The following is a 19,409-nucleotide window of genomic DNA, read 5'->3' on the forward strand; positions in this document are numbered from 1 at the left end:
CATGACCCGGGCGAGCGGAGCGGCGGGGGATCGTCCACAGGATTCGGCGTCGGGAGGCGTCGGTGATCGGGTGCTGACGATCCCGAACGCGCTCTCGGTCATCCGACTGATCCTGGTGCCGGTCTTTCTGTACCTATTGCTGGTCGTCGAGCAGACCGGGTGGTCGGTGGCGATCCTGATGTTCAGCGGGTTCTCCGACTGGGCCGACGGCAAGATCGCCCGGCTGGTCGACAATCAGTCGTCGCCGCTGGGCGAGCTGCTGGACCCTCTGGTGGACCGCATCTACATGGTCGTCGTGCCACTGGCGTTGGCGGCGGCCGGCGTGGTGCCGTGGTGGTTCGTGATCGTGCTGTTGGGCCGAGACCTGATACTGGCCACGACCCTTCCACTGCTGCGCTCGCGCGGCCTGACCGCCTTGCCGGTCACCTACCTCGGCAAGGGTGCCACCTTCGCGCTGATGTCGGGTCTGCCCTTGGTGCTGCTCGGTCAGTTCGACGCCCTGTGGAGCCGGGTGATCCTGGCCTGCGGGTGGGCATTCCTGATCTGGGGTATGGCGCTCTACCTGTGGTCGGCCGTGCTGTATTTGATGCAGGTGTCCATGGTGGCGCGATCCATGCCGCGCGTGGCTGCGACATCGGGGGGGCGCGGCACCGGTGGCTGAGCGATCGAACTCGTTGGGCGGTTATCACCCCCGTGCGGGGCTGAGTGCCCACCAAGCCGGCGCACCTCGACGAATCCCGGTCCCCTCCCTGTTGCGCTCATTGCTGACCGATCATCTCGATCCCGGTTACGCGGCGGCGGCCGCCGCCCGCACCGGCCAACCGCCGCGGCGCGGGCGGCAATGGGGCTGGACGCTGCTCGCCGGGCTGATCGTCGCAGGAGTTTTCGCCGCGGCGGCGTCGCAGGCGCAGGCACTGGCTCCGGCGAATCGTCAGACTCAGCAGGTGCTCTCCGAGAGCGCTCGCGCGGCTGAAACCCGCACGGGGGCAATCGAAGCCACCCGTGATGAGCTGGCCGCCGAGGTGGAGTCCGAGCGCCGCAGCAGATTGGCGGGCGACGAACAGGGCCGGGCGTTGCTCGCCCAACTCGACTCAGCCGAATTCGCCGCCGCCGTGACACCGGCGATCGGCCCTGGTGTCACGGTCACCGTCACGGATCCCGGCGTGTCCCGTGATCTGACCGATGTGAGCAAGCAACGCGTCGCCGGAAGCCAGCAGGTGATCCTGGATCGCGACCTGCAGCTGGTGGTCAACTCCCTGTGGGTGGGTGGCGCCGAAGCGGTGTCGGTAGGCGGGGTGCGGGTGGGCCCCGGAGTCACCATCCGACAGGCCGGTGGCCGCATCCTGGTCGACAACCACCCGATCACCAGCCCGTACGAGGTGATCGCGTTGGGACCGCCGCACGCCATCCAGGACGTGTTCAACCGCAGCTCCGGCATGCAGCGGCTGATGCTGCTGCAGCGGTCCTACGGTGTCGGGGTTACGGTCAGTACCGGCGAGGCGCTGAACGTGCCGGGGGGTTCGGTCCGCGAGATCCGCTTCGCCAAGGAGATGAAGCCGTGACGGCAGCTGCTGAAATGATCGAGCGATGATCGGAATCGCCGCACTCGCCGTCGGCATCGTGTTGGGGCTCGTCTTCCACCCCGGTGTACCCGAGGCGATCCAGCCGTATCTCCCCATCGCGGTGGTCGCGGCGCTGGACGCCGTGTTCGGTGGTCTGCGTGCCTACCTGGAGCACATCTTCGATTCCAAGGTGTTCGTCGTCTCCTTCGTCTTCAACGTGCTCGTGGCCGCCCTGATCGTCTACGTGGGCGATCAGCTCGGCGTCGGTACGCAGCTGTCCACTGCGATCATCGTGGTGCTCGGTATCCGGATCTTCGGTAATGCCGCGGCCTTGCGCAGGCGTCTGTTCGGGGCCTGAGTCATGGGGGAGCACAGCGAGCACACCGACGATCACAAATCGACCGAGCCCGAGCATGGCAAGCACGAGCTGCCGCCGGGCGGTGCCGGCCGGGTGCGGCGGAGCCGGTCCCAGGTGATCTTCGGGACCTTCGGCGTGCTGCTGTGTCTGCTGCTCGGTATCGCGATCGCGACGCAGGTCCGTCAGACCAGCACCGGCGATTCGCTGGACTCGGCGCGCCCGGCGGATCTGTTGGTCCTGCTCGATTCGCTGCAGCAGCGCGAGGCCGCCCTGAACACCGAGGTTGCCGAGCTGCAGGAGACGTTGAACTCGTTGCAACAGTCCGGCAGCAGTGATCAGGCCGCCATCGAGAATGCGCAGGCCCGGCTGGCGGCGCTGTCGATCATGATCGGCACGGTCGCCGCGGTGGGCCCCGGTGTGACGATCACCATCGAGGATGCGGCGGCCGGTGTGTCGCCGGAGACCATGCTCGACGTGATCAACGAGCTGCGGGCCGCTGGTGCCGAGGCCATGGAGGTGCGGGGGACCCGCGCCGGCGGGGCCGGACGGGATGCGGCGGGTATCCGGGTCGGGGTCGACACCTGGGTGGTCGGCGCGCCGGGCGCGCTGATCGTCGACGGGGCCACCATCGGGGCGCCGTATTCTGTTCTGGCGATCGGTGATCCGCCGACACTGGCCGCCGCCATGAACATCCCCGGCGGTGCGATGGACAGCGTGAAGCGGGTCGGCGGATCGATGACGGTGGCCCAGGCCGATGTCATCGACGTGACCGCCTTGCGGCAACCGAAACCTCGCCAATACGCTCAGCCCGTCAAGTAAGTCCGCTTGTATCCGTCAAAGGAGCCCCGTGAGCGAGATCCCGTCCGATCTGCAGTACACCGCCGAGCACGAGTGGGTGCGACGCACCGGCGAGGACACCGTCCGGGTGGGCATCACCGACTACGCGCAGGCCGCCCTCGGTGACGTGGTGTTCGTGCAGCTGCCCGACGTGGGGGCCGCGGTCAGCGCAGGCGACAGTTTCGGTGAGGTCGAATCGACGAAGTCGCTGTCGGATCTGTACGCACCGATCACGGCGAAAGTCGTTGCCGTCAACGGTGAGCTCGAGGGCAATCCGGAGTTGGTCAACTCCGACCCCTACGGCGCCGGATGGCTGGTCGAACTGCAGGTCGAGACGGCTCCCGAGCCGGGCCCGTTGCCCGATCTCCTGGACGCCGACGGCTACCGGGCAATCCTTCCCGAGTAGGTGTTGTTAGGGTTTTGCCGATCGTTCATCAAGGACAGGCGTGACCGAGCCCGTGTCAGGCGGATCCGGCGGTGGTGGACCCAATGGTCCGCCCGGCGCGGTACGGTCGACATGAGACGCAACCAGGGTCCGTTGGGCTGCCGAATGGCCTGACGGGCATCGGCCAGGCACGCCACAGCAGCCAGCAGAGGAGCAGCGGGTGACGGAGAACAGCAACTTTCAGGCAGACCAGTCCGACGAGGTGACGGTAGAGACGACCTCGGTTTTCCGCGCCGATTTCCTCAACGAACTGGACGCCCCGGCCAGCACCGGCACCGAGAGCTCGGTATCGGGCGTGGAGGGTCTGCCTGCGGGTTCGGCGCTGCTCGTCGTCAAGCGCGGCCCCAACGCCGGTTCGCGGTTCCTGCTGGACCAGGCGACCACGTCGGCGGGTCGCCACCCCGACAGCGATATCTTCCTCGATGACGTGACGGTCAGCCGTCGGCACGCCGAGTTCCGGCTGGAGTCCGGCGAATTCCAGGTCGTCGATGTCGGCAGCCTCAACGGCACCTACGTCAACCGGGAACCCGTCGACTCTGCCGTGCTGTCCAACGGTGACGAGGTGCAGATCGGCAAGTTCCGGCTGGTGTTCCTCACCGGTCCCAAGACCGACGACGCCGGCTGAGTCGCCGGAGCGCTCGCGCGAGGTCCAGATGACCCAACCGGACCCGGTGCCCGCCGGGATGTCCATCGGAGCGGTGCTCGATCTGCTGCGCCCGGATTTTCCCGATGTCACCATCTCCAAGATCCGGTTCCTGGAGGCCGAGGGGCTGGTGACGCCGCAGCGATCGGCGGCAGGGTATCGGCGGTTCACGGCGTACGACTGCGCCCGATTGCGCTTCGTGCTCACCGCACAGCGTGACCAGTACCTGCCGCTGAAGGTCATCAAGGCGCAGTTGGACGCCCAGCCCGACAACGAGTTGCCTGCCAGCGCGGGTTATTCGACACCCCGGTTGGTCCAGGTCGCCGACGGTGATTCGACGGGAGACCCGGCGGCGATCGCACCCACCCAGGTTCGGCTCAGCCGTGAGGATTTGGTGGCCCGGTCGGGTATCGACAACAGCATGTTGTCGGCCCTGGTGACGGCGGGTGTGATCAAGCCGGGCCCGGCCGGACTCTTCGATGAGCATTCGGTCACCATCGCCCAATGCGCCAAGGCCCTGGCGGACTACGGCGTCGAGCCGCGCCACCTACGCGCGTTCCGCTCGGCGGCCGACCGGCAGTCCGACCTGATCGCCCAGATCGCGGGACCGGTCGCGGCCGCAGGCAAGGCCGGTGCCCGCGACCGGGCCGATGATCTGGCCCGCGAGGTTGCCGCCCTGGCAATCACACTGCACACGTCGCTGATCAAATCGGCCGTGCGCGACGTTCTCGACCGGTGAGGACTAGAATTTTCGACGACGGCTTCTTCGCGGAGGGCAGGCGCTGATGGGTGAGGTACGGGTTGTCGGTATTCGCGTTGAGCAGCCGCAGAACCAGCCGGTGCTGCTGCTGCGCGAGGCGAACGGCGAGCGCTACCTGCCGATCTGGATCGGTCAGCCCGAGGCGCAGGCCATCGCGCATGAACAGCAGGGCATCGAGGCGCCCCGGCCGCAGACTCATGATCTGATCCGCGATCTGATTGCAGCGTTGGGACATTCGCTCAAAGAGGTGCGCATCGTCGATCTGCAGGAGGGCACCTTCTACGCCGACCTGATCTTCGACCGCGATATCAAGGTCTCGGCCCGCCCGTCGGACTCGGTCGCGATCGCCCTGCGGGTCGGGGTTCCGATCTATGTCGAGGAATCCGTGTTGGCGGAGGCCGGCCTGCTGATTCCCGACGAGACCGATGAGGACTCCGCCGAGCCGGTCCGCGAGGACGAGGTGGAGAAGTTCAAGGAGTTCCTGGACAGCATCTCGCCCGACGATTTCAAAGCGACCTGACCAAGATCACGGATGCGTCTCGTGATGTCGACACGCGGTTTCTGTGTCGGCGACGTGCCGTACGGACAGCCATAATTTTGATCGACGACGAGCAGTAGCGGCAATGTGTTGAGCGTATGCTCGACATATTCGAACTCGGGTTCCAGCGTGATGTCACGTGTGCCCGTGGGCGACGGCGAGAGGATGGACTGTGGGCGACACGCCACATCAGGGGGAGTTGGATCTGTCTTCTGCCGGCGGGCTGACACCGCCCGCGAACGGCGCATCCGGAGAACCCGTCCAGGGCGGCCTGTTCCCGGATGACTCGATCCCGGACGAACTCGTCGGCTACCGCGGTCCCAGTGCCTGCCAGATCGCCGGAATCACCTATCGCCAGCTCGACTACTGGGCACGGACCTCGCTGGTCGTTCCGTCGATCCGCGGCGCCGCGGGTTCGGGTAGTCAGCGGTTGTATTCCTTCAAGGACGTGCTGGTCCTCAAGATCGTCAAGCGGTTGCTCGACACCGGCATCTCACTGCACAACATCCGCGTCGCGGTCGATCACCTGCGCCAGCGGGGCGTACAGGATCTGGCCAACATCACGCTCTTCTCCGATGGCACCACCGTCTACGAATGCACCTCGGCCGAGGAGGTCGTCGACCTTTTGCAGGGTGGTCAGGGCGTGTTCGGTATCGCGGTGTCCGGTGCGATGCGCGAGCTGACCGGTGCGATTGCCGACTTCCCCGGCGAGCGCGCCGACGGTGGCGAGTCGATCGCCGCCCCCGAGGATGAATTGGCGTCCCGGCGCAAGAGCCGCGACCGCAAGATCGGCTGATACGGACCGTTCCCGGCGCGAACGCCGTCGGATCGGGTGAACCGCTAGAATTGAGCGCGTATCGCCCATGCGCGGGAGAGTTCCGTGGCCGCCAGCCACGGACGCCGAAGGAGCAACACCTCTCCGTCAACCTCTCAGGCCCCCGGACCGCGCGCGGCCACGATGCCTCTGGAAAGCGGTGCTGTGTGCACCCGCCCATGGGGAAAGGCCCGGATCCGGGCTGAATCTCTCAGGCACCCCGACAGAGGGAGAGGACGCGCTTCGCGGCGCACACCTCGACCCGGGGAGACTTCTGTGTCACCTGATGTGCCTTCGACCTCGTCCGGTTTCGCTACCCGCCATATCGGGCCCGATTCCGACGCCATCGCCACCATGTTGAGCGTGATCGGCGTCGGCTCCCTCGACGAACTGGCAGGCAAGGCGCTGCCGGCCGGCATCCTCGACGCGGTCGGCGTCGACGGTGTCGCCCCGGGTCTCGAACAGCTGCCGCCCCCGGCAACCGAGGAAGAGGCGCTCGCCGAGCTGCGCGCCCTGGCCGATACCAACACCGTCGCGGTGTCGATGATCGGGCAGGGGTACTACGACACACTCACCCCGCCGGTGCTCACCCGCAACATCCTGGAGAACCCGGCCTGGTACACCGCCTATACGCCCTACCAACCCGAGATCAGCCAGGGACGCCTTGAGGCGCTGCTGAACTTCCAGACCATGGTCGCCGACCTGACCGGGCTTGATGTGGCCAACGCCTCGATGCTCGACGAGGGCACCGCCGCCGCCGAGGCGATGACACTGATGCACCGTGCGGTGAAGGGTCCGTCTAACCGGCTGGCCGTGGACACCGATGTGTACGCCCAGACCGCCGCCGTGCTCGCCACCCGCGCCGAACCGCTGGGCATCGAGATCGTCACCGCCGACCTGAGCGCGGGCTTGCCCGAGGGTGACTTCTTCGGCGTCATCGTCCAGCTGCCCGGCGCGAGCGGTCGCATCCAGGACTGGTCGGATCTGGTGACCGCCGCGCACGAGCGCGGTGCGCTGGTCGCCGTCGGTGCCGATCTGCTGGCGGCGACGCTGATCACCCCGCCGGGGGAGCTGGGTGCCGATGTCGCGTTCGGCACCACGCAGCGGTTCGGCGTACCGATGGGGTTCGGCGGTCCGCACGCCGGTTACCTCGCCGTGCACACCAAGCACGCCCGCCAGCTGCCGGGCCGGTTGGTCGGAGTGTCGCTGGATGCCGACGGATCACCGGCCTATCGGTTGAGTTTGCAGACCCGCGAGCAGCACATCCGCCGCGACAAGGCGACCAGCAACATCTGCACCGCGCAGGTGCTGCTGGCCGTGATCGCCGCCATGTACGCCAGCTACCACGGCGCCGCAGGCCTCACCGCCATCGCCCGCCGGGTGCACGCGCACGCGGCCAGGCTCGCCGCCGGCCTCGGTGACGCGGTGGTGCACCAGGCGTTCTTCGACACCGTGCTGGCGCGTGTCCCCGGCCGCGCCGACGATATCGTCGCCGCCGCGAAAGACGCCGGGATCAACCTGTGGCGCGTGGACGCCGACCATGTGTCGGTGGCCTGCGATGAGGCGACCACCGACTCCCACGTCGACGCCGTGCTCGCCGCGTTCGGCGCCGCTCCCGCCGGCGAGTGTGCCGGTGTGGATATCGAAACCCGCACAACGGAATTCTTGACCCACCCGGCGTTTCACCTGTACCGCACCGAGACCTCGATGATGCGGTACCTGCGCTCGCTGGCAGACAAGGACATCGCGCTGGACCGCAGCATGATCCCGCTGGGATCGTGCACGATGAAGCTCAACGCGGCGGCCGAGATGGAGCCCATCACGTGGCCGGAGTTCGCCAAGCAGCACCCGTTCGCCCCCGCTTCGGACAATCCGGGTCTGCGCCGGCTGATCTCGGATCTACAGACCTGGCTGACCGGGATCACCGGTTACGACGAGATCTCGCTGCAACCCAACGCAGGGTCCCAGGGCGAGTACGCCGGGCTGCTGGCCATCCAGGCCTACCACCGCGCCAATGGTGACGCCGAACGCAATGTCTGCCTCATCCCATCCAGCGCGCACGGCACCAACGCGGCCTCGGCGGCGCTGGTCGGGATGCGGGTCGTGGTGGTGAAATGCCGGGCCAACGGCGACGTCGACCTGGATGACCTGCGCGCCAAGGTGTCCGAGCACGCCGAGCGTCTTGCGGCGTTGATGATCACCTACCCGTCCACCCACGGTGTGTACGAGCACGACGTCGCCGACATCTGCGCCGCGGTGCACGACGCCGGTGGTCAGGTCTACGTCGACGGTGCCAACCTCAACGCGCTGGTCGGCCTTGCCCGCCCGGGCCGGTTCGGCGGCGATGTCAGCCATCTGAATCTGCACAAGACGTTCTGCATCCCGCACGGTGGTGGCGGTCCCGGTGTCGGGCCGGTGGCGGTGCGCAGCCACCTGGCGCCGTACCTGCCCGGCCATCCGCTGGCCGACGAGCTCGGCGATCATTACACCGTGTCGGCAGCGCCCTACGGGTCGGCGTCCATCCTGCCGATCACCTGGACCTATATCCGGATGATGGGCGCGGTCGGGCTGCGGGCAGCATCGCTGACCGCGATCGCGTCGGCGAACTATGTGGCACGCCGGCTCGACGAGTACTTCCCGGTGCTCTACACCGGTGAGAGCGGCATGGTTGCCCACGAATGCATTCTCGATCTCAACCCGATCACCAAGGCGACCGGGGTGACCGTAGATGATGTCGCGAAACGATTGGCGGACTTCGGCTTCCACGCCCCGACCATGAGCTTTCCGGTTGCCGGCACGCTGATGGTCGAGCCCACCGAGAGCGAGAGCCTTGCCGAAGTCGACGCTTTCTGTGACGCGATGATCGCGATCAGGTCCGAGATCGACAAGGTCGGGTCCGGGGTGTGGCCTGCCGATGACAACCCGTTGCGCGGGGCCCCGCACACCGCCGAGTCGCTGCTGGTGAGCGAATGGGCGCACCCGTACAGCCGCGAGGAGGCCGCCTACCCGTTGGGCAAGGGTTTCCGTCCCAAGGTGTGGCCGCCGGTGCGCCGCATCGACGCCGCCTACGGCGACCGCAATCTGGTCTGTTCGTGCCCGCCGGTGGAGGCGTTCGCTTAGCCTGACCGGGTGCTACCGGCAGATGTGCAGGACTGGGCGGACGGTGGTCGATTTCTGACCACCCCGTCGGGTCGGATCTTCGTCCGGTCCGCACCGGGTGCGGGCCCGACGCTGCTTCTGCTGCACGGGTTTCCGTCCAGCTCCTTCGACTATCGCAGGGTCGTCGACGAGCTGGCCGGACAGTCTTGGCTGACGCTGGATTTCCTGGGGTTCGGGCTGTCGGACAAGCCTCGGTGGGCAGGAGCGCAGCGACCGGGGCGTCGGCGCAGCCCGCGCGTCTACAGCCTGCTGGAGCAGGCCGACATCGTCGAGGATGTACTCGCGCAGACGACGACCGGGCCGGTGGTCGTGGTGGCCCACGACATGGGCACCTCGGTCGCCACCGAACTGTTGGCCCGAGATGTCGAAGGGCGCCTGACCTTCGATCTGCGGGCCGCGGTGCTGACCAATGGCAGCGTGATCCTGGAGCGAGCCAGTCTGCGCCCTTCGCAGAAGGTTTTGCGTGGGCCGCTGGGACCGCTGCTGTCCCGGCTGACGAGTCGCGCCGCATTCATCCGCGGCTTCGCCAGGCTGTTCTCCTCGGCGCACCCACTCACGGCCGACGAGGCCGAGGCGCAGTGGGCGTTGTTGGCCCACAACGATGGTCATCGCATCATGCATCTGCTGTGCGCTTATCTGGACGAGCGCGTGCGGTACGCATCGCGTTGGCACGGCGCGATCGCGGCGTGGACGAAACCGTTGAGCTATCTGTGGGGGCTACAGGATCCGGTGGCGACGGTCAACGTACTGGTTGGCCTGCGGGATCTGCGGCCTGCTGCCGACGTCGTCGAGTTGCCGGACGTCGGGCACTATCCGCAGGTCGAGGTGCCAAGGGAGTTCGCCGTGCAGGTGCGGGATCTGTTGTCGCTGCACTGACATCGGGGACCGGCGGCGTACGTTTGGGTGTCATGAAGCGGGTGTGGCCCTCGGTGTTGCGCAGGACCACGCCGATGCCGGTGCGGCGGTTCGACTCCGGCTGGACTCGTAGCACCGGCCGGCTCGGCACCGGCGCGGACCTGGACCGGCTCTCGCTGGCGACCTACAACATTTGGTTCAACGAGCTGTGCGCTACGCAGCGCTATCAGGCGATCGCTGACATCCTGGCCCGAGAAGCCCCGGATGTCATGGTGTTCCAAGAGGTCACCGAACCGGCGCTGACCGTGCTGTTGGCCCAACCCTGGATCCGCGCGCACTACTCCAGCGCAGCCGTGTGCGGTGGCAGGCTCGGTCACTACGGGATGCTGCTGTTGTCGCGCATCCCGGTCGAGCGGGTGAGTTACACGCGACTGCCGTCGAACCTGTCCCGCGGGTACCTGACGGCGCGGTACACCATCGGCGGCCGCAGCTTCACCATCGTGGGCTTGCACCTCGAAAGCGGAAAGGCCGCCGCCGCGTTGCGCGAACGTCAGCTGCGTCTGGTCGTCGACTCGGTGCGCAGCCACCCGGAGGTCGCGATCATGGGGGACTTCAACCTGCGCGACGCCGAGAACCACATCCTGCCCGCCGACTTCCGCGATGTGTGGCCGACGCTGCATCCCGACGAGCCGGGATTCACCGAGGACACCACCATCAACCACATGCGCTATGACATGAAGGACAAGCACCGCCACGTCCGATTCGATCGGGTGCTGGTCAGAGCCGACGCCTGGAGCGCACACTCGATCCGGCTGCTCGGGCGTGAACCGGTCGCACCCGAGCTACCCCGAATCTTCCCTTCGGATCACTTCGGCGTGCAGTGCACGCTGGAGCGGGTCAGCCGAGGAACTCGCTGACGGCATCGCCGAATGCCGGATCGGCGGCACCGGTGACGTTGCGGTACTGACCGCCGCTGGCCTGGGCCACCGCCTCCCATGTCGCCCGATCCGGATCGTCACCGATGTTGATGACGTTGACCGCCACCGGACGCTGCGGATTGGCCGCGCCCTGGATGTAGGAGATCAACCCGGCACCGTCGAGACTGCGGTCGGTGTGCGGGCCCGCGGTCACCACCAGTACCGAATTCGGTTGGTCGGGACGGAAACCGGCGAGCGCGTCACCGTAGACCAGACGCAGCGTCGTGAACGACACGGCACCGCTGGCCGAACCACCCTGGGACTGCAGGCTCGAACCGAGCGCCGCGGACCGCGGGGTGCCGCCGAGGTCATCCCCGAGCGGACCGGTGGTGATCGCCGATCGGCCGGCCACGCCGTCGAAAGTCCACAGGCCTACCGCTGCCGACGGCGGCAGTTGTTGTAGCCGGTCGTTGAGCGCGGCAGCGACGTCGGTCAGTCCGGGAACGGACTGGCCGAGCATCACCGTGACCGTGCCGTCCTGCACGGGGGCGGCCAACCGGGCCGCCAGGCCGGCACGTTCGGCCGGATCTGCGAACGACAGCGGTGTGGTCACGGCGGGAAAGTCGGTCACCGGGCTGTCCGGATTCGATGCGCCGTCGGCGCGGAATCCGGCCTCGGCCAGTTTGGCGAGTTGCTCGGGTTTGCGCATGAAGCGGTCGAATTCGCTGGCCGCACTGACCTGTTCCTTGGCCAACCGCTCGCCGCTGAGCAGTACGACGGGGAAATCGGCAACCGGGGTCGGACCGGCCGGAATCCAGGCGGCCAACTTGCTGTCCGCATCGGCCATATCGGCTCCGCGCCGGAACACCTGCTGCTCGGTGGTGGCGACGGCATGTACCGGCGCGGCGGCCGGTTCGGCGGCGTTGACGAGGGCATCGAGTGCGGTGGACGCCCGCTTGTCGGCGAGTTCGGGCTGCGCGCCCATGAGCCGTTGTGCGGCACCGGCACCGGAGGTCACCGGCGCGTTCGGGGCCGCGGACGCCGCCGCGACGGCCTCGGCCGCGAGGATGCCCGCGTCGCTGTTGCCCGCGGTCGGTAATGCCAACCGCAGTCCGCCCCAGCCGGGCAGGTTCAGTCCGTCGAGACCGGCCGGATTGGTCTGTAGGTTCGGCAGTGTCGACCAGTTCTGCTCGGACAACGCCGTTTTCAGCTCCGGCCGTACGGCGAGCACCACCGGTGAGCTGACCAGGGAGCGGCTGTCGATCACCGATTCCGGCCCCGCGGCCGCCTCCAGACGGGACTCCGCCGATGAACTGCCGGGGAGCCACACGGCGGGCCGCTCACCGAGATCGCCCGGCCAGTCGCCGCTGAACCCGGCGACGACGGCGTCGGCATCGGCCGCGGTGACGGCCACCTTGACGCAGCGGTCACCGACGCGGGGATTGGTACCCACGTAATCCTGGGCCTGGGCCGAGATCTGCTCGGCGATGGCCGGATCGGCGACGACGGCGACGGTGACCTCACCCTCGACGCACCTGTCGGCCGAGGCCTGGCTGCGGTCGGACAGCGCGTTGCCGAAGAACTGCCACAGAATCACCGCACCGACCACGGCGACCACCGTGATCAGTGCGATGACGACACCGCGGCTGACGGTGCGCCGGCCGGTGGTGATCGCCCGGTGCGAACCGGTCCATTCCCCGCCCTCGAAGGTGCGTTGCCGACCGGTGACCGAAAACGCCTGGGTGGGGGAGTCCTCGTCGGCGACCGCCGGGAAACCCCGCGGAGCCGGATCGGGATCCTCGTACTCGTGGTCCTCGTACTTGTGGTCCGCGTAGTCGTCCCGGCGAGGCTCGTCGTAGCCGGCGTTCGTCTCGTATCGGTAATCGTCTGTGTCGTAACCGAACTCGGGCTGTTCGTGCTGTCCGGCCGACGACCCGGCAGCGGGCTCGTCGCGGCGGGGATCGCCGGAGACTCCGAACTGCTCGTCAGGCTGGTCGTCGGGATCGGGAATGCTGTGCCTGCCCATCCCTACCCTCTTGTCTCGTCGTGTCGAATACCCCGCCGAAGTCTAGTCACTGGTTCGCGGCACGCGCCTTGAACTCGCGACGACGCCGGTGCAGGATCGGCTCGGTGTAGCCGCTGGGCTGCTGGGCTCCCGACAGGATGAGTTCCTGGGCCGCCTGGAAGGCGATGCTGGCCTCGGGATCGGGCGCCATCGGCAGGTAGTCGGCGTCGCCGGCATTCTGCTCGTCGACGATGGCGGCCATCCGGCGCAGGCTGGCCTTGACATCGCCCTCGGTGATGACGCCATGGCGCAGCCAGTTGGCCAACAGCTGACTCGAAATACGCAGCGTGGCACGGTCTTCCATCAGCGCGACATTGTGGATATCGGGCACCTTCGAGCAGCCGACACCGGCATCGATCCAGCGCACGACATAGCCCAGGATCGACTGGCAGTTGTTGTCCACCTCTTCGTGGATCTCGTCGGGGGACCAGGCCAGCTCACCGGCCAGCGGGATGGTCAGCAGCTCGTCGATGGTGGCGCGCTTCTTGCCTGCCAGCTCCTTCTGCACCGCGGCGACGTCGACCTGGTGGTAGTGCATCGCGTGCAGGGTGGCGGCAGTGGGCGATGGCACCCATGCCGTGGTGGCGCCGGCCTTGGGTTGACCGATCTTCTGCTCGACCATATCGGCCATCAGGTCGGTCATCGCCCACATGCCCTTGCCGATCTGGGCCCGTCCGGCCAGACCGGTCGCCAGGCCGGTGTCGACGTTGGCGTCCTCGTAGGCCTTGATCCAGGGCTGCGATTTCATCGCGCCCTTGCGGATCATCGGGCCCGCCTCCATCGAGGTGTGGATCTCGTCGCCGGTGCGGTCCAGGAAGCCGGTGTTGATGAACACGACGCGGTCGGCGGCGGCCTTGATGCACGCCTTCAGGTTCAGCGTGGTGCGACGCTCCTCGTCCATGATGCCGACCTTGAGGGTGCCCTGCGGCACGCCGATGACATCCTCGACGCGGGAGAAGAGCTCGCAGGTGAACGCGACCTCGTCGGGGCCGTGCATCTTGGGCTTGACGATGTAGACCGAACCGGTGCGCGAGTTGCGGTACGGGCCGTTCTGCTCGCCCTCCTTGAGGCCGTGGATGGCGATCAGGCCGGTGAACAGCGCATCCTGGATGCCCTCGGGAACCTCGGCGCCGTCGGCACCGTCATTGTCGAAGACGATGGCGTCGTTGGTCATCAGGTGTCCGACGTTGCGGACGAACAGCAGGCTGCGGCCGGGCAGGCTCAGCTCGCCGGACCCGTCGGGGGTGGTGAACTCCCGGTCGGGGTTGAGCACCCGGTTGAACGACTTGCCGCCCTTGCTGACCTCTTCGGAGAGGTCGCCGCGGTTGAGTCCGAGCCAGTTGCGGTAGCCGAGCACCTTGTCCTCGGCGTCGACGGCGGCCACCGAGTCCTCGAAGTCCATGATCGTCGTGATCGCCGACTCCAGGACGACATCCTTGATGCCTGCCTTGTCGGTCGAGCCGATCGGCGAGGACGGGTCGATGAGGATCTCGATGTGCAGACCGTTGTGCTTGAGCAGCACCGACCAGGATGCTGCGCCCAACTCGCCGGTGTAGCCGACGAATGCCGACGGATCGGCCAACGAGGGAACCAGCTGCCCGTCTTCGATCTTGACCTCGGTGATATCGGCCCACGATCCCTCGGCCAACGGCACCGCCTCGTCGAGGAAGTTGCGGGCATAGGCGATGACCTTGTCGCCCCGGACCTTGTTGTAGGAGGAGCCTGCCTCGGCGCCGCCCTCATCGGAGATGACATCGGTGCCGTAGAGCGCGTCATACAGCGAGCCCCAACGGGCGTTGGCGGCGTTGAGCGCGAAGCGGGCATTGAGGATCGGCACGACGAGCTGCGGGCCCGCGGTCGAGGTGATCTCGGTGTCCACCCCGGAGGTGGTCACGGTGAAGTCGGGGGGCTCGGGTGCCAGATAGCCGATATCGGTGAGGAACTGCTTGTACTCGGCGGCATCGAAGGGACCGATGACGCGCGCGCGGTGCCACCTGTCGATCTGGGCCTGCAGGTCGTCGCGGCGGGCGAGCAGCTCTTCGTTCTGCGGGGCGAGATCGGCGACGACCTTGTCCACACCGGCCCAGAAGCTGTCCGGATCCACACCGGTACCCGGCAACGCCTCATTGGTGATGAAATCGTGCAGCACCTTGGCGACCCGCAGGTTGCCGACGGTCACGCGCTCGGTCATGGTTCCTCCCTTTGACAGTCGACCCAGTTTACCCATCGGTAACTACGCGCGAACGGGCGCGGGCAGCCGTGCCCGCAGCGCGTCACACCGGGCCAGCAGCTCCGCACGCAATGGTGCGGCGCGGTCGGCGATGTAATGCTGTGCCCTGGCGTACTCGGCACGGCCGGCGGCTGTTTCGATGGCCACCGGTGCAAAACCATAGTCGGTGAGGTCGTATGGGCTGGCACACATGTCCAGGACCCGAGCGTCGGCGGCCAAATCCAGACAATCCAGCACCAGTTCGGACTCGACCAGCGGTCCCAGCTTGTAGGCCCATTTGTAGAGATCCATGCCGCTGTGCAGGCAGCCCGGTTGCTCGGCGGCGAGCTGACCGTCTCTGGTGAGCTGTTCGGCGTTGCGCCCCACCGCAGCCGGGGTGAAGAACCGGAACGCGTCGAAGTGACTGCACCGCAGCGGCATCGACTCGACCACGGCATCGGTGCCTGCCGCACCCAGTCGCAGCGGTACCGCGTCGTGCCTGACCTCGTCGGACCGGTACACCATCGCCCATTCGTGCAGTCCGAAGCAGTTGAAGCGGGCCGGGCGCCGCGCCGTGCCGCGCAACAGGGCGGCGATGAATTCGACGGTGTCCTGCCGGGAGCGCAACAGCTCGTCGGATACGCACACCAGGCCGTCGATCTCGGTGTAGCCGGAGCGGTCCAGGAACCGCCGGGCGTCCGGCCCGGACAGCGCCACCCCGAATCCGGGATGCCAGCGGCGCAACTGGCGCGGCCGCAGACTGTAGTAGGTGAACAGGAAGTCCCACACCGGATGTGGCTCACCCCGGCGGGCGCGCTCCAGGTGCGGTGCGACGAACGTCTCCACACGCCGCCGGTGGGCGGCCTCGCGTGCCGTCCAGGCATCGTGGCCGAGCTCGGTCACACCCGGTGAGTCCCGTCGCGCACTGTCCCGACGAGGTCCTCCACCAGATCTTCCAACGTCACCATCGCGGTCACCCGGCCACCATTGGTGACCAGCGCGAGATGGCTCTTGGACCGGCGCATTCGGGTCAGCGCGTCGGGCAGGGACAGCGACGATGGCACCCGGATGAGGGGGCGCACCATATCGGCGGGAAGCACCGTGAGGTCCTCGCTGAGCACGGGCAGGACATCCTTGATGTGCAGGTATCCCAGATAGCTGCCGTCGGCGCCCACGACCGGGAATCGTGAATAGCCGGTCTGCGAGAGCGCGTGTTCGATGGCGGTGATGGTGGGGCCGGAGCCGGGTTCGGCGGCGGGCACCGCGAAGATCCGATCCAGCGGGATCGCCAGGTCGGCCACATGGCGGTCGCGGATCTGCAGGGCGCGGGTCAACCGGGTGTGCTCCTCGCGGTCGAGCAGACCTTCGGAGAGCGATTCGGCGATCATGTCGGACAGCTCGACCGTCGACACCGTGACGTCGAGCTCGTCCTTGGGCTCCACGCGCAGCGCACGCAGCGTGGTGTTCGCGGCCCAGTTGTAGAAGGCGATGAAGGGTCGCGCGGCACGGATGTAGAGCAGGTACGGCGGGACGAGCAGCATCGCGGTGCTCTCCGGCCCGGCGATGGCGATGTTCTTGGGCACCATCTCCCCGAGCAGCACGTGCAGGGTCACCACGACGGCCAGCGCGATGACGAAGGACACCGTGTGCAGCATCGCGTCGCTGATGCCGATGAGCGCAGCGGGTTTCTCCAGCAGGTGGGCCACCGCGGGTTCACCCACCCGGCCCAGCAGGATCGAGCAGATCGTGATGCCCAGCTGGGCGCCGGCCAGCATCAGCGACAGGTGTTCCCCGGCGCGCATGACCGTCACGGCACGCTTCTTGCCCTGCTCGGCAAGTGCTTCCAGGCGGTCACGCCGAGCGGAGATGAGCGCGAACTCGGCGCCGACGAAGAATGCGTTGGCCGCGAGCAGGAGTACGGCGAGACCGACCCCGAACAGATCACCACCCACGGCTGTTCTCCTCGGGTTCGCCGTCGACCTGGACGAGCTCCAGCAGGTCGATGCGCCTGCCGTCCATCCGCAGCACGCGGGCATGCCAGCGCACCGCTGGGTCACCGGGCCGGTCCGGGTCGAATTCGGTCAACTCGACGGTCTCGCCCACCTCGGGGATGTGCCCGAGCTTCTCCAGCACCAACCCGCCGATCGTCTCGTAGTCGCCCTCGGGCGCCCGGAACGGTGTCTCCGAGTCCACCTCGTCGATACGCAACAGCCCCGACACCTGCCAGCCGGTGCGGCTCTGCACCACGTCCGGGGTGGCGTCGTCGTGCTCGTCGCGCACATCGCCGACGATCTCCTCGATCAGATCCTCGACGGTGACCATGCCCGCGGTGCCGCCGTATTCGTCGACGACCATGGCGGTCTGGATGCCGTTGCCGCGGATCTGTGTCATCACCGCATCACCGTCCAGAGTCGACGGGACGGTCGGCACCGGAACGGCCAGCCGGGACAGCGGGGTGCGTGCGCGCAACTCGGCGGGTACCTCGAAGACCTGCTTGACGTGCACCATGCCGACGGTCTGATCCAGGTCGCCGTCGACGATCGGGAACCGGGAGTGGCCGGTGCGGATCGCGGCGGCCATCAGGTCGGCCACGGTGTCCTCGATCTCCAGGGATTCGATCTTCGACCGCGGTGTCATCAGTTCCTCGGCGGAACGGTCACCGAATTGCAGTGATCTGTCCACCAGCACCGCGGTGTCGGCATCCAGGGCCCCGCTGCGCGCCGAGGTGCGCACCAGTGAGACCAGCTCCTGCGGCGAGCGCGCCGAACGCAGTTCCTCGGCCGGTTCGATGCCCATCCGGCGCAGGATCCAGTTGGCGGTGCCGTTGGTGGCCTTGATCACTGGGGTGAAGAGCTTGGAGAAGTACCACTGCGGTGCGGCCGCGAACCGGGCGGTGGCCAGCGGTTTGGCGACCGCGAGGTTCTTGGGCACCAGCTCGCCGAAGATCATCGACACCGAGGTGGCGATCAGCAGGGCCAGTGCCAGCGCGATGCCACTGACCCAGTCGGACGGGATGCCGATCGCGGTCAGTGGGGCGTAGAGCAACCGGGCCACCACGGGCTCGGCCAGATAACCGGTGGCCAAGGTCGTGATCGAGATGCCCAACTGGGCGCCCGACAGCTGGAAGGACAGGGTGCGATGGGCCTTGCGAATGAACTGTTCGCGTCGCCCGCCGGCCCGGGCGTTGGCCTCGACGACGCTGCGTTCCAGGGCGGTCAGGGAGAACTCGGCCGCCACGAAGACCGCGGTCCCGGCGGTCAACAGGATGAATGCCAGGAGGCTGAGCAGGGTCATGGTGAGATTCACGGCCACCTCACCGGATGGCTGCCGGGCCGCATGCCCGGCCGACTAGGGGACGGTTCGGCGTCGGATGCCTCGCCGGTTGGGGTCGCCATTTCCGGCGAGCTTCCCGAGCCCAGCGGTGAACCCGGAGCATCCACGGGTGCCTGTGGCACGGGGTCCCTCTCTGGTCTTCGGCGCGACGCAGTCGCGGCATTCTTGGGGCGGCGGAACCGGTCCATCCTAACTGCCCGCTGCGCGGCGCCGAGCATCACCAACCCGTCGGCAGCGGATGGCCTTCGGCGAACCCGGCGGCCGACTGCACGCCGAGGACGACCTTGTCGTGCAGCTCGGGCAGCGTCCGCGCGCCGACATAGGTACAGGTGCTGCGCACACCGGAGGTGATGTGGTCCAACAGGTCCTCGACGCCGCCCCGGTTGGGATCCAGGCTCATCCGGGAGCTGGAAATCCCCTCTTCGAACAGCGCCTTGCGGGCCCGGTCGAAGGCCCCGTCGGCCGCGGTGCGGGCGGCGACGGCCCGCTTGGAGGCCATCCCGTAACTCTCCTTGTAGGGACGGCCGTCGCGGTCGCGGAGCAGATCGCCCGGTGACTCGTAGGTGCCGGCGAACCAGGAACCGATCATCACGTTGGAGGCGCCGGCCGCCAGGGCGAGGGCCACGTCACGCGGGTGACGCACGCCGCCGTCAGCCCAGACGTGACCGCCGAGTTCGGTTGCCGCCGAAGCGCATTCGACGACGGCAGAGAACTGCGGACGGCCGACGCCGGTCATCATCCTGGTGGTGCACATCGCCCCGGGTCCGACGCCGACCTTGACGATCGAAGCACCGGCATTGATCAGATCGCGGGTGCCGCCCGCCGAGACGACATTGCCCGCGGCCAGTGGCAGTCCCAGGTCGAGGGCGGCGACGGCGGCCACCGCGTCCAGCATCTTGGCCTGGTGCCCGTGC

At 67.7% G+C, this 19,409-nt stretch carries 18 protein-coding genes and 2 riboswitches; of the genes, 12 read left to right on the forward strand and 6 right to left on the reverse strand.

Annotated elements, in window-relative coordinates; translation table 11 throughout:
- Position 1 precedes the first annotated feature (1 nt).
- From IC40_RS0121605 to IC40_RS0121660, 12 genes are all read left to right on the forward strand, one after another.
- Complete coding sequence (locus IC40_RS0121605; RefSeq protein WP_042509741.1) at positions 2-661, forward strand: CDP-alcohol phosphatidyltransferase family protein; 660 nt, start codon at positions 2-4, stop codon at positions 659-661.
- Positions 654-1,562 (forward strand): DUF881 domain-containing protein, encoded by a 909-nt coding sequence (locus tag IC40_RS0121610; RefSeq protein WP_030136765.1) that lies wholly within the window; start codon positions 654-656, stop codon positions 1,560-1,562. Before IC40_RS0121605 ends, IC40_RS0121610 begins: the two co-directional genes overlap by 8 nt.
- 25 nt (positions 1,563-1,587) lie before the next feature.
- Positions 1,588-1,920, forward strand: coding sequence for a small basic family protein (locus IC40_RS0121615; RefSeq protein WP_030136766.1), 333 nt, complete (start codon positions 1,588-1,590; stop codon positions 1,918-1,920).
- A 3-nt stretch (positions 1,921-1,923) separates the two neighbouring features.
- Positions 1,924-2,739, forward strand: a complete 816-nt coding sequence (locus tag IC40_RS0121620; protein WP_030136767.1) for a DUF881 domain-containing protein — start codon at positions 1,924-1,926, stop codon at positions 2,737-2,739.
- A 28-nt stretch (positions 2,740-2,767) separates the two neighbouring features.
- Positions 2,768-3,163: a glycine cleavage system protein GcvH gene (gene gcvH, locus IC40_RS0121625; RefSeq protein ID WP_019509974.1), complete on the forward strand. Its 396-nt coding sequence runs from the start codon at positions 2,768-2,770 to the stop codon at positions 3,161-3,163.
- A gap of 199 nt (positions 3,164-3,362) precedes the next feature.
- Positions 3,363-3,827: a glycogen accumulation regulator GarA gene (garA, locus tag IC40_RS0121630; protein ID WP_023985855.1), complete on the forward strand. Its 465-nt coding sequence runs from the start codon at positions 3,363-3,365 to the stop codon at positions 3,825-3,827.
- Between the two features lie 28 nt (positions 3,828-3,855).
- Positions 3,856-4,584, forward strand: a complete 729-nt coding sequence (ftsR, locus tag IC40_RS0121635) for a transcriptional regulator FtsR (protein WP_030136768.1) — start codon at positions 3,856-3,858, stop codon at positions 4,582-4,584.
- A gap of 46 nt (positions 4,585-4,630) precedes the next feature.
- Positions 4,631-5,125 carry a bifunctional nuclease family protein gene (locus IC40_RS0121640; protein ID WP_019509977.1) on the forward strand — a complete coding sequence of 165 codons (495 nt, stop codon included), beginning with the start codon at positions 4,631-4,633 and terminating at the stop codon, positions 5,123-5,125.
- A gap of 190 nt (positions 5,126-5,315) precedes the next feature.
- A complete protein-coding gene (locus tag IC40_RS0121645; protein ID WP_023985854.1) occupies positions 5,316-5,939 on the forward strand; it encodes a MerR family transcriptional regulator in 624 nt (207 codons plus the stop codon).
- Positions 5,940-6,001: 62 nt separating this feature from the next.
- A riboswitch (glycine riboswitch) is annotated at positions 6,002-6,099 on the forward strand.
- Positions 6,100-6,194: riboswitch (glycine riboswitch) on the forward strand.
- A 39-nt stretch (positions 6,195-6,233) separates the two neighbouring features.
- Positions 6,234-9,077, forward strand: a complete 2,844-nt coding sequence (gene gcvP / locus IC40_RS0121650) for an aminomethyl-transferring glycine dehydrogenase (protein ID WP_042509740.1) — start codon at positions 6,234-6,236, stop codon at positions 9,075-9,077.
- 9 nt (positions 9,078-9,086) lie between these two features.
- A complete protein-coding gene (locus IC40_RS0121655; RefSeq protein WP_030136770.1) occupies positions 9,087-9,992 on the forward strand; it encodes an alpha/beta fold hydrolase in 906 nt (301 codons plus the stop codon).
- A gap of 32 nt (positions 9,993-10,024) precedes the next feature.
- On the forward strand, positions 10,025-10,888 hold the full coding sequence (locus IC40_RS0121660) for an endonuclease/exonuclease/phosphatase family protein (RefSeq protein ID WP_234411597.1): 864 nt from the start codon (positions 10,025-10,027) through the stop codon (positions 10,886-10,888).
- Here IC40_RS0121660 and IC40_RS0121665 read toward each other — a convergent pair.
- The 6 genes from IC40_RS0121665 to IC40_RS0121690 all read right to left on the reverse strand — a co-directional run.
- Positions 10,869-12,914, reverse strand: coding sequence for a vWA domain-containing protein (locus tag IC40_RS0121665; protein ID WP_030136772.1), 2,046 nt, complete (start codon positions 12,912-12,914; stop codon positions 10,869-10,871). The genes IC40_RS0121660 and IC40_RS0121665 overlap by 20 nt on opposite strands.
- Before the next feature lie 46 nt (positions 12,915-12,960).
- Positions 12,961-15,144, reverse strand: coding sequence for a malate synthase G (locus IC40_RS0121670; protein ID WP_030136773.1), 2,184 nt, complete (start codon positions 15,142-15,144; stop codon positions 12,961-12,963).
- 42 nt (positions 15,145-15,186) lie between these two features.
- Positions 15,187-16,065 carry a hypothetical protein gene (locus IC40_RS0121675; protein ID WP_030136774.1) on the reverse strand — a complete coding sequence of 293 codons (879 nt, stop codon included), beginning with the start codon at positions 16,063-16,065 and terminating at the stop codon, positions 15,187-15,189.
- Positions 16,062-17,114 carry a hemolysin family protein gene (locus IC40_RS0121680; RefSeq protein ID WP_030136775.1) on the reverse strand — a complete coding sequence of 351 codons (1,053 nt, stop codon included), beginning with the start codon at positions 17,112-17,114 and terminating at the stop codon, positions 16,062-16,064. The genes IC40_RS0121675 and IC40_RS0121680 overlap by 4 nt, the downstream gene beginning before the upstream one ends.
- Positions 17,104-18,456 (reverse strand): hemolysin family protein, encoded by a 1,353-nt coding sequence (locus tag IC40_RS0121685; RefSeq protein ID WP_411431660.1) that lies wholly within the window; start codon positions 18,454-18,456, stop codon positions 17,104-17,106. The genes IC40_RS0121680 and IC40_RS0121685 overlap by 11 nt, the downstream gene beginning before the upstream one ends.
- 256 nt (positions 18,457-18,712) lie before the next feature.
- On the reverse strand, positions 18,713-19,409 hold a 697-nt coding region (locus IC40_RS0121690), incomplete at its 5' end, for an IMP dehydrogenase (RefSeq protein ID WP_030136777.1).

The organism is Mycolicibacterium neoaurum ATCC 25795, from assembly GCF_000691525.1.
GTDB lineage: Bacteria > Actinomycetota > Actinomycetes > Mycobacteriales > Mycobacteriaceae > Mycobacterium > Mycobacterium neoaurum.

Excerpts from the sequence above, each read along its gene's own strand:
- IC40_RS0121665 (WP_030136772.1), bottom strand. The coding sequence starts at position 12,914 with ATGGGCAGGCACAGCATTCCCGATCCCGACGACCAGCCTGACGAGCAG.
- IC40_RS0121620 (WP_030136767.1), top strand. The coding sequence starts at position 1,924 with ATGGGGGAGCACAGCGAGCACACCGACGATCACAAATCGACCGAGCCC.
- ftsR (WP_030136768.1), top strand. The coding sequence starts at position 3,856 with ATGACCCAACCGGACCCGGTGCCCGCCGGGATGTCCATCGGAGCGGTG.
- IC40_RS0121615 (WP_030136766.1), top strand. The coding sequence starts at position 1,588 with ATGATCGGAATCGCCGCACTCGCCGTCGGCATCGTGTTGGGGCTCGTC.
- IC40_RS0121685 (WP_411431660.1), bottom strand. The coding sequence starts at position 18,456 with ATGACCCTGCTCAGCCTCCTGGCATTCATCCTGTTGACCGCCGGGACC.
- IC40_RS0121605 (WP_042509741.1), top strand. The coding sequence starts at position 2 with ATGACCCGGGCGAGCGGAGCGGCGGGGGATCGTCCACAGGATTCGGCG.
- IC40_RS0121660 (WP_234411597.1), top strand. The coding sequence starts at position 10,025 with ATGAAGCGGGTGTGGCCCTCGGTGTTGCGCAGGACCACGCCGATGCCG.
- IC40_RS0121670 (WP_030136773.1), bottom strand. The coding sequence starts at position 15,144 with ATGACCGAGCGCGTGACCGTCGGCAACCTGCGGGTCGCCAAGGTGCTG.
- IC40_RS0121640 (WP_019509977.1), top strand. The coding sequence starts at position 4,631 with ATGGGTGAGGTACGGGTTGTCGGTATTCGCGTTGAGCAGCCGCAGAAC.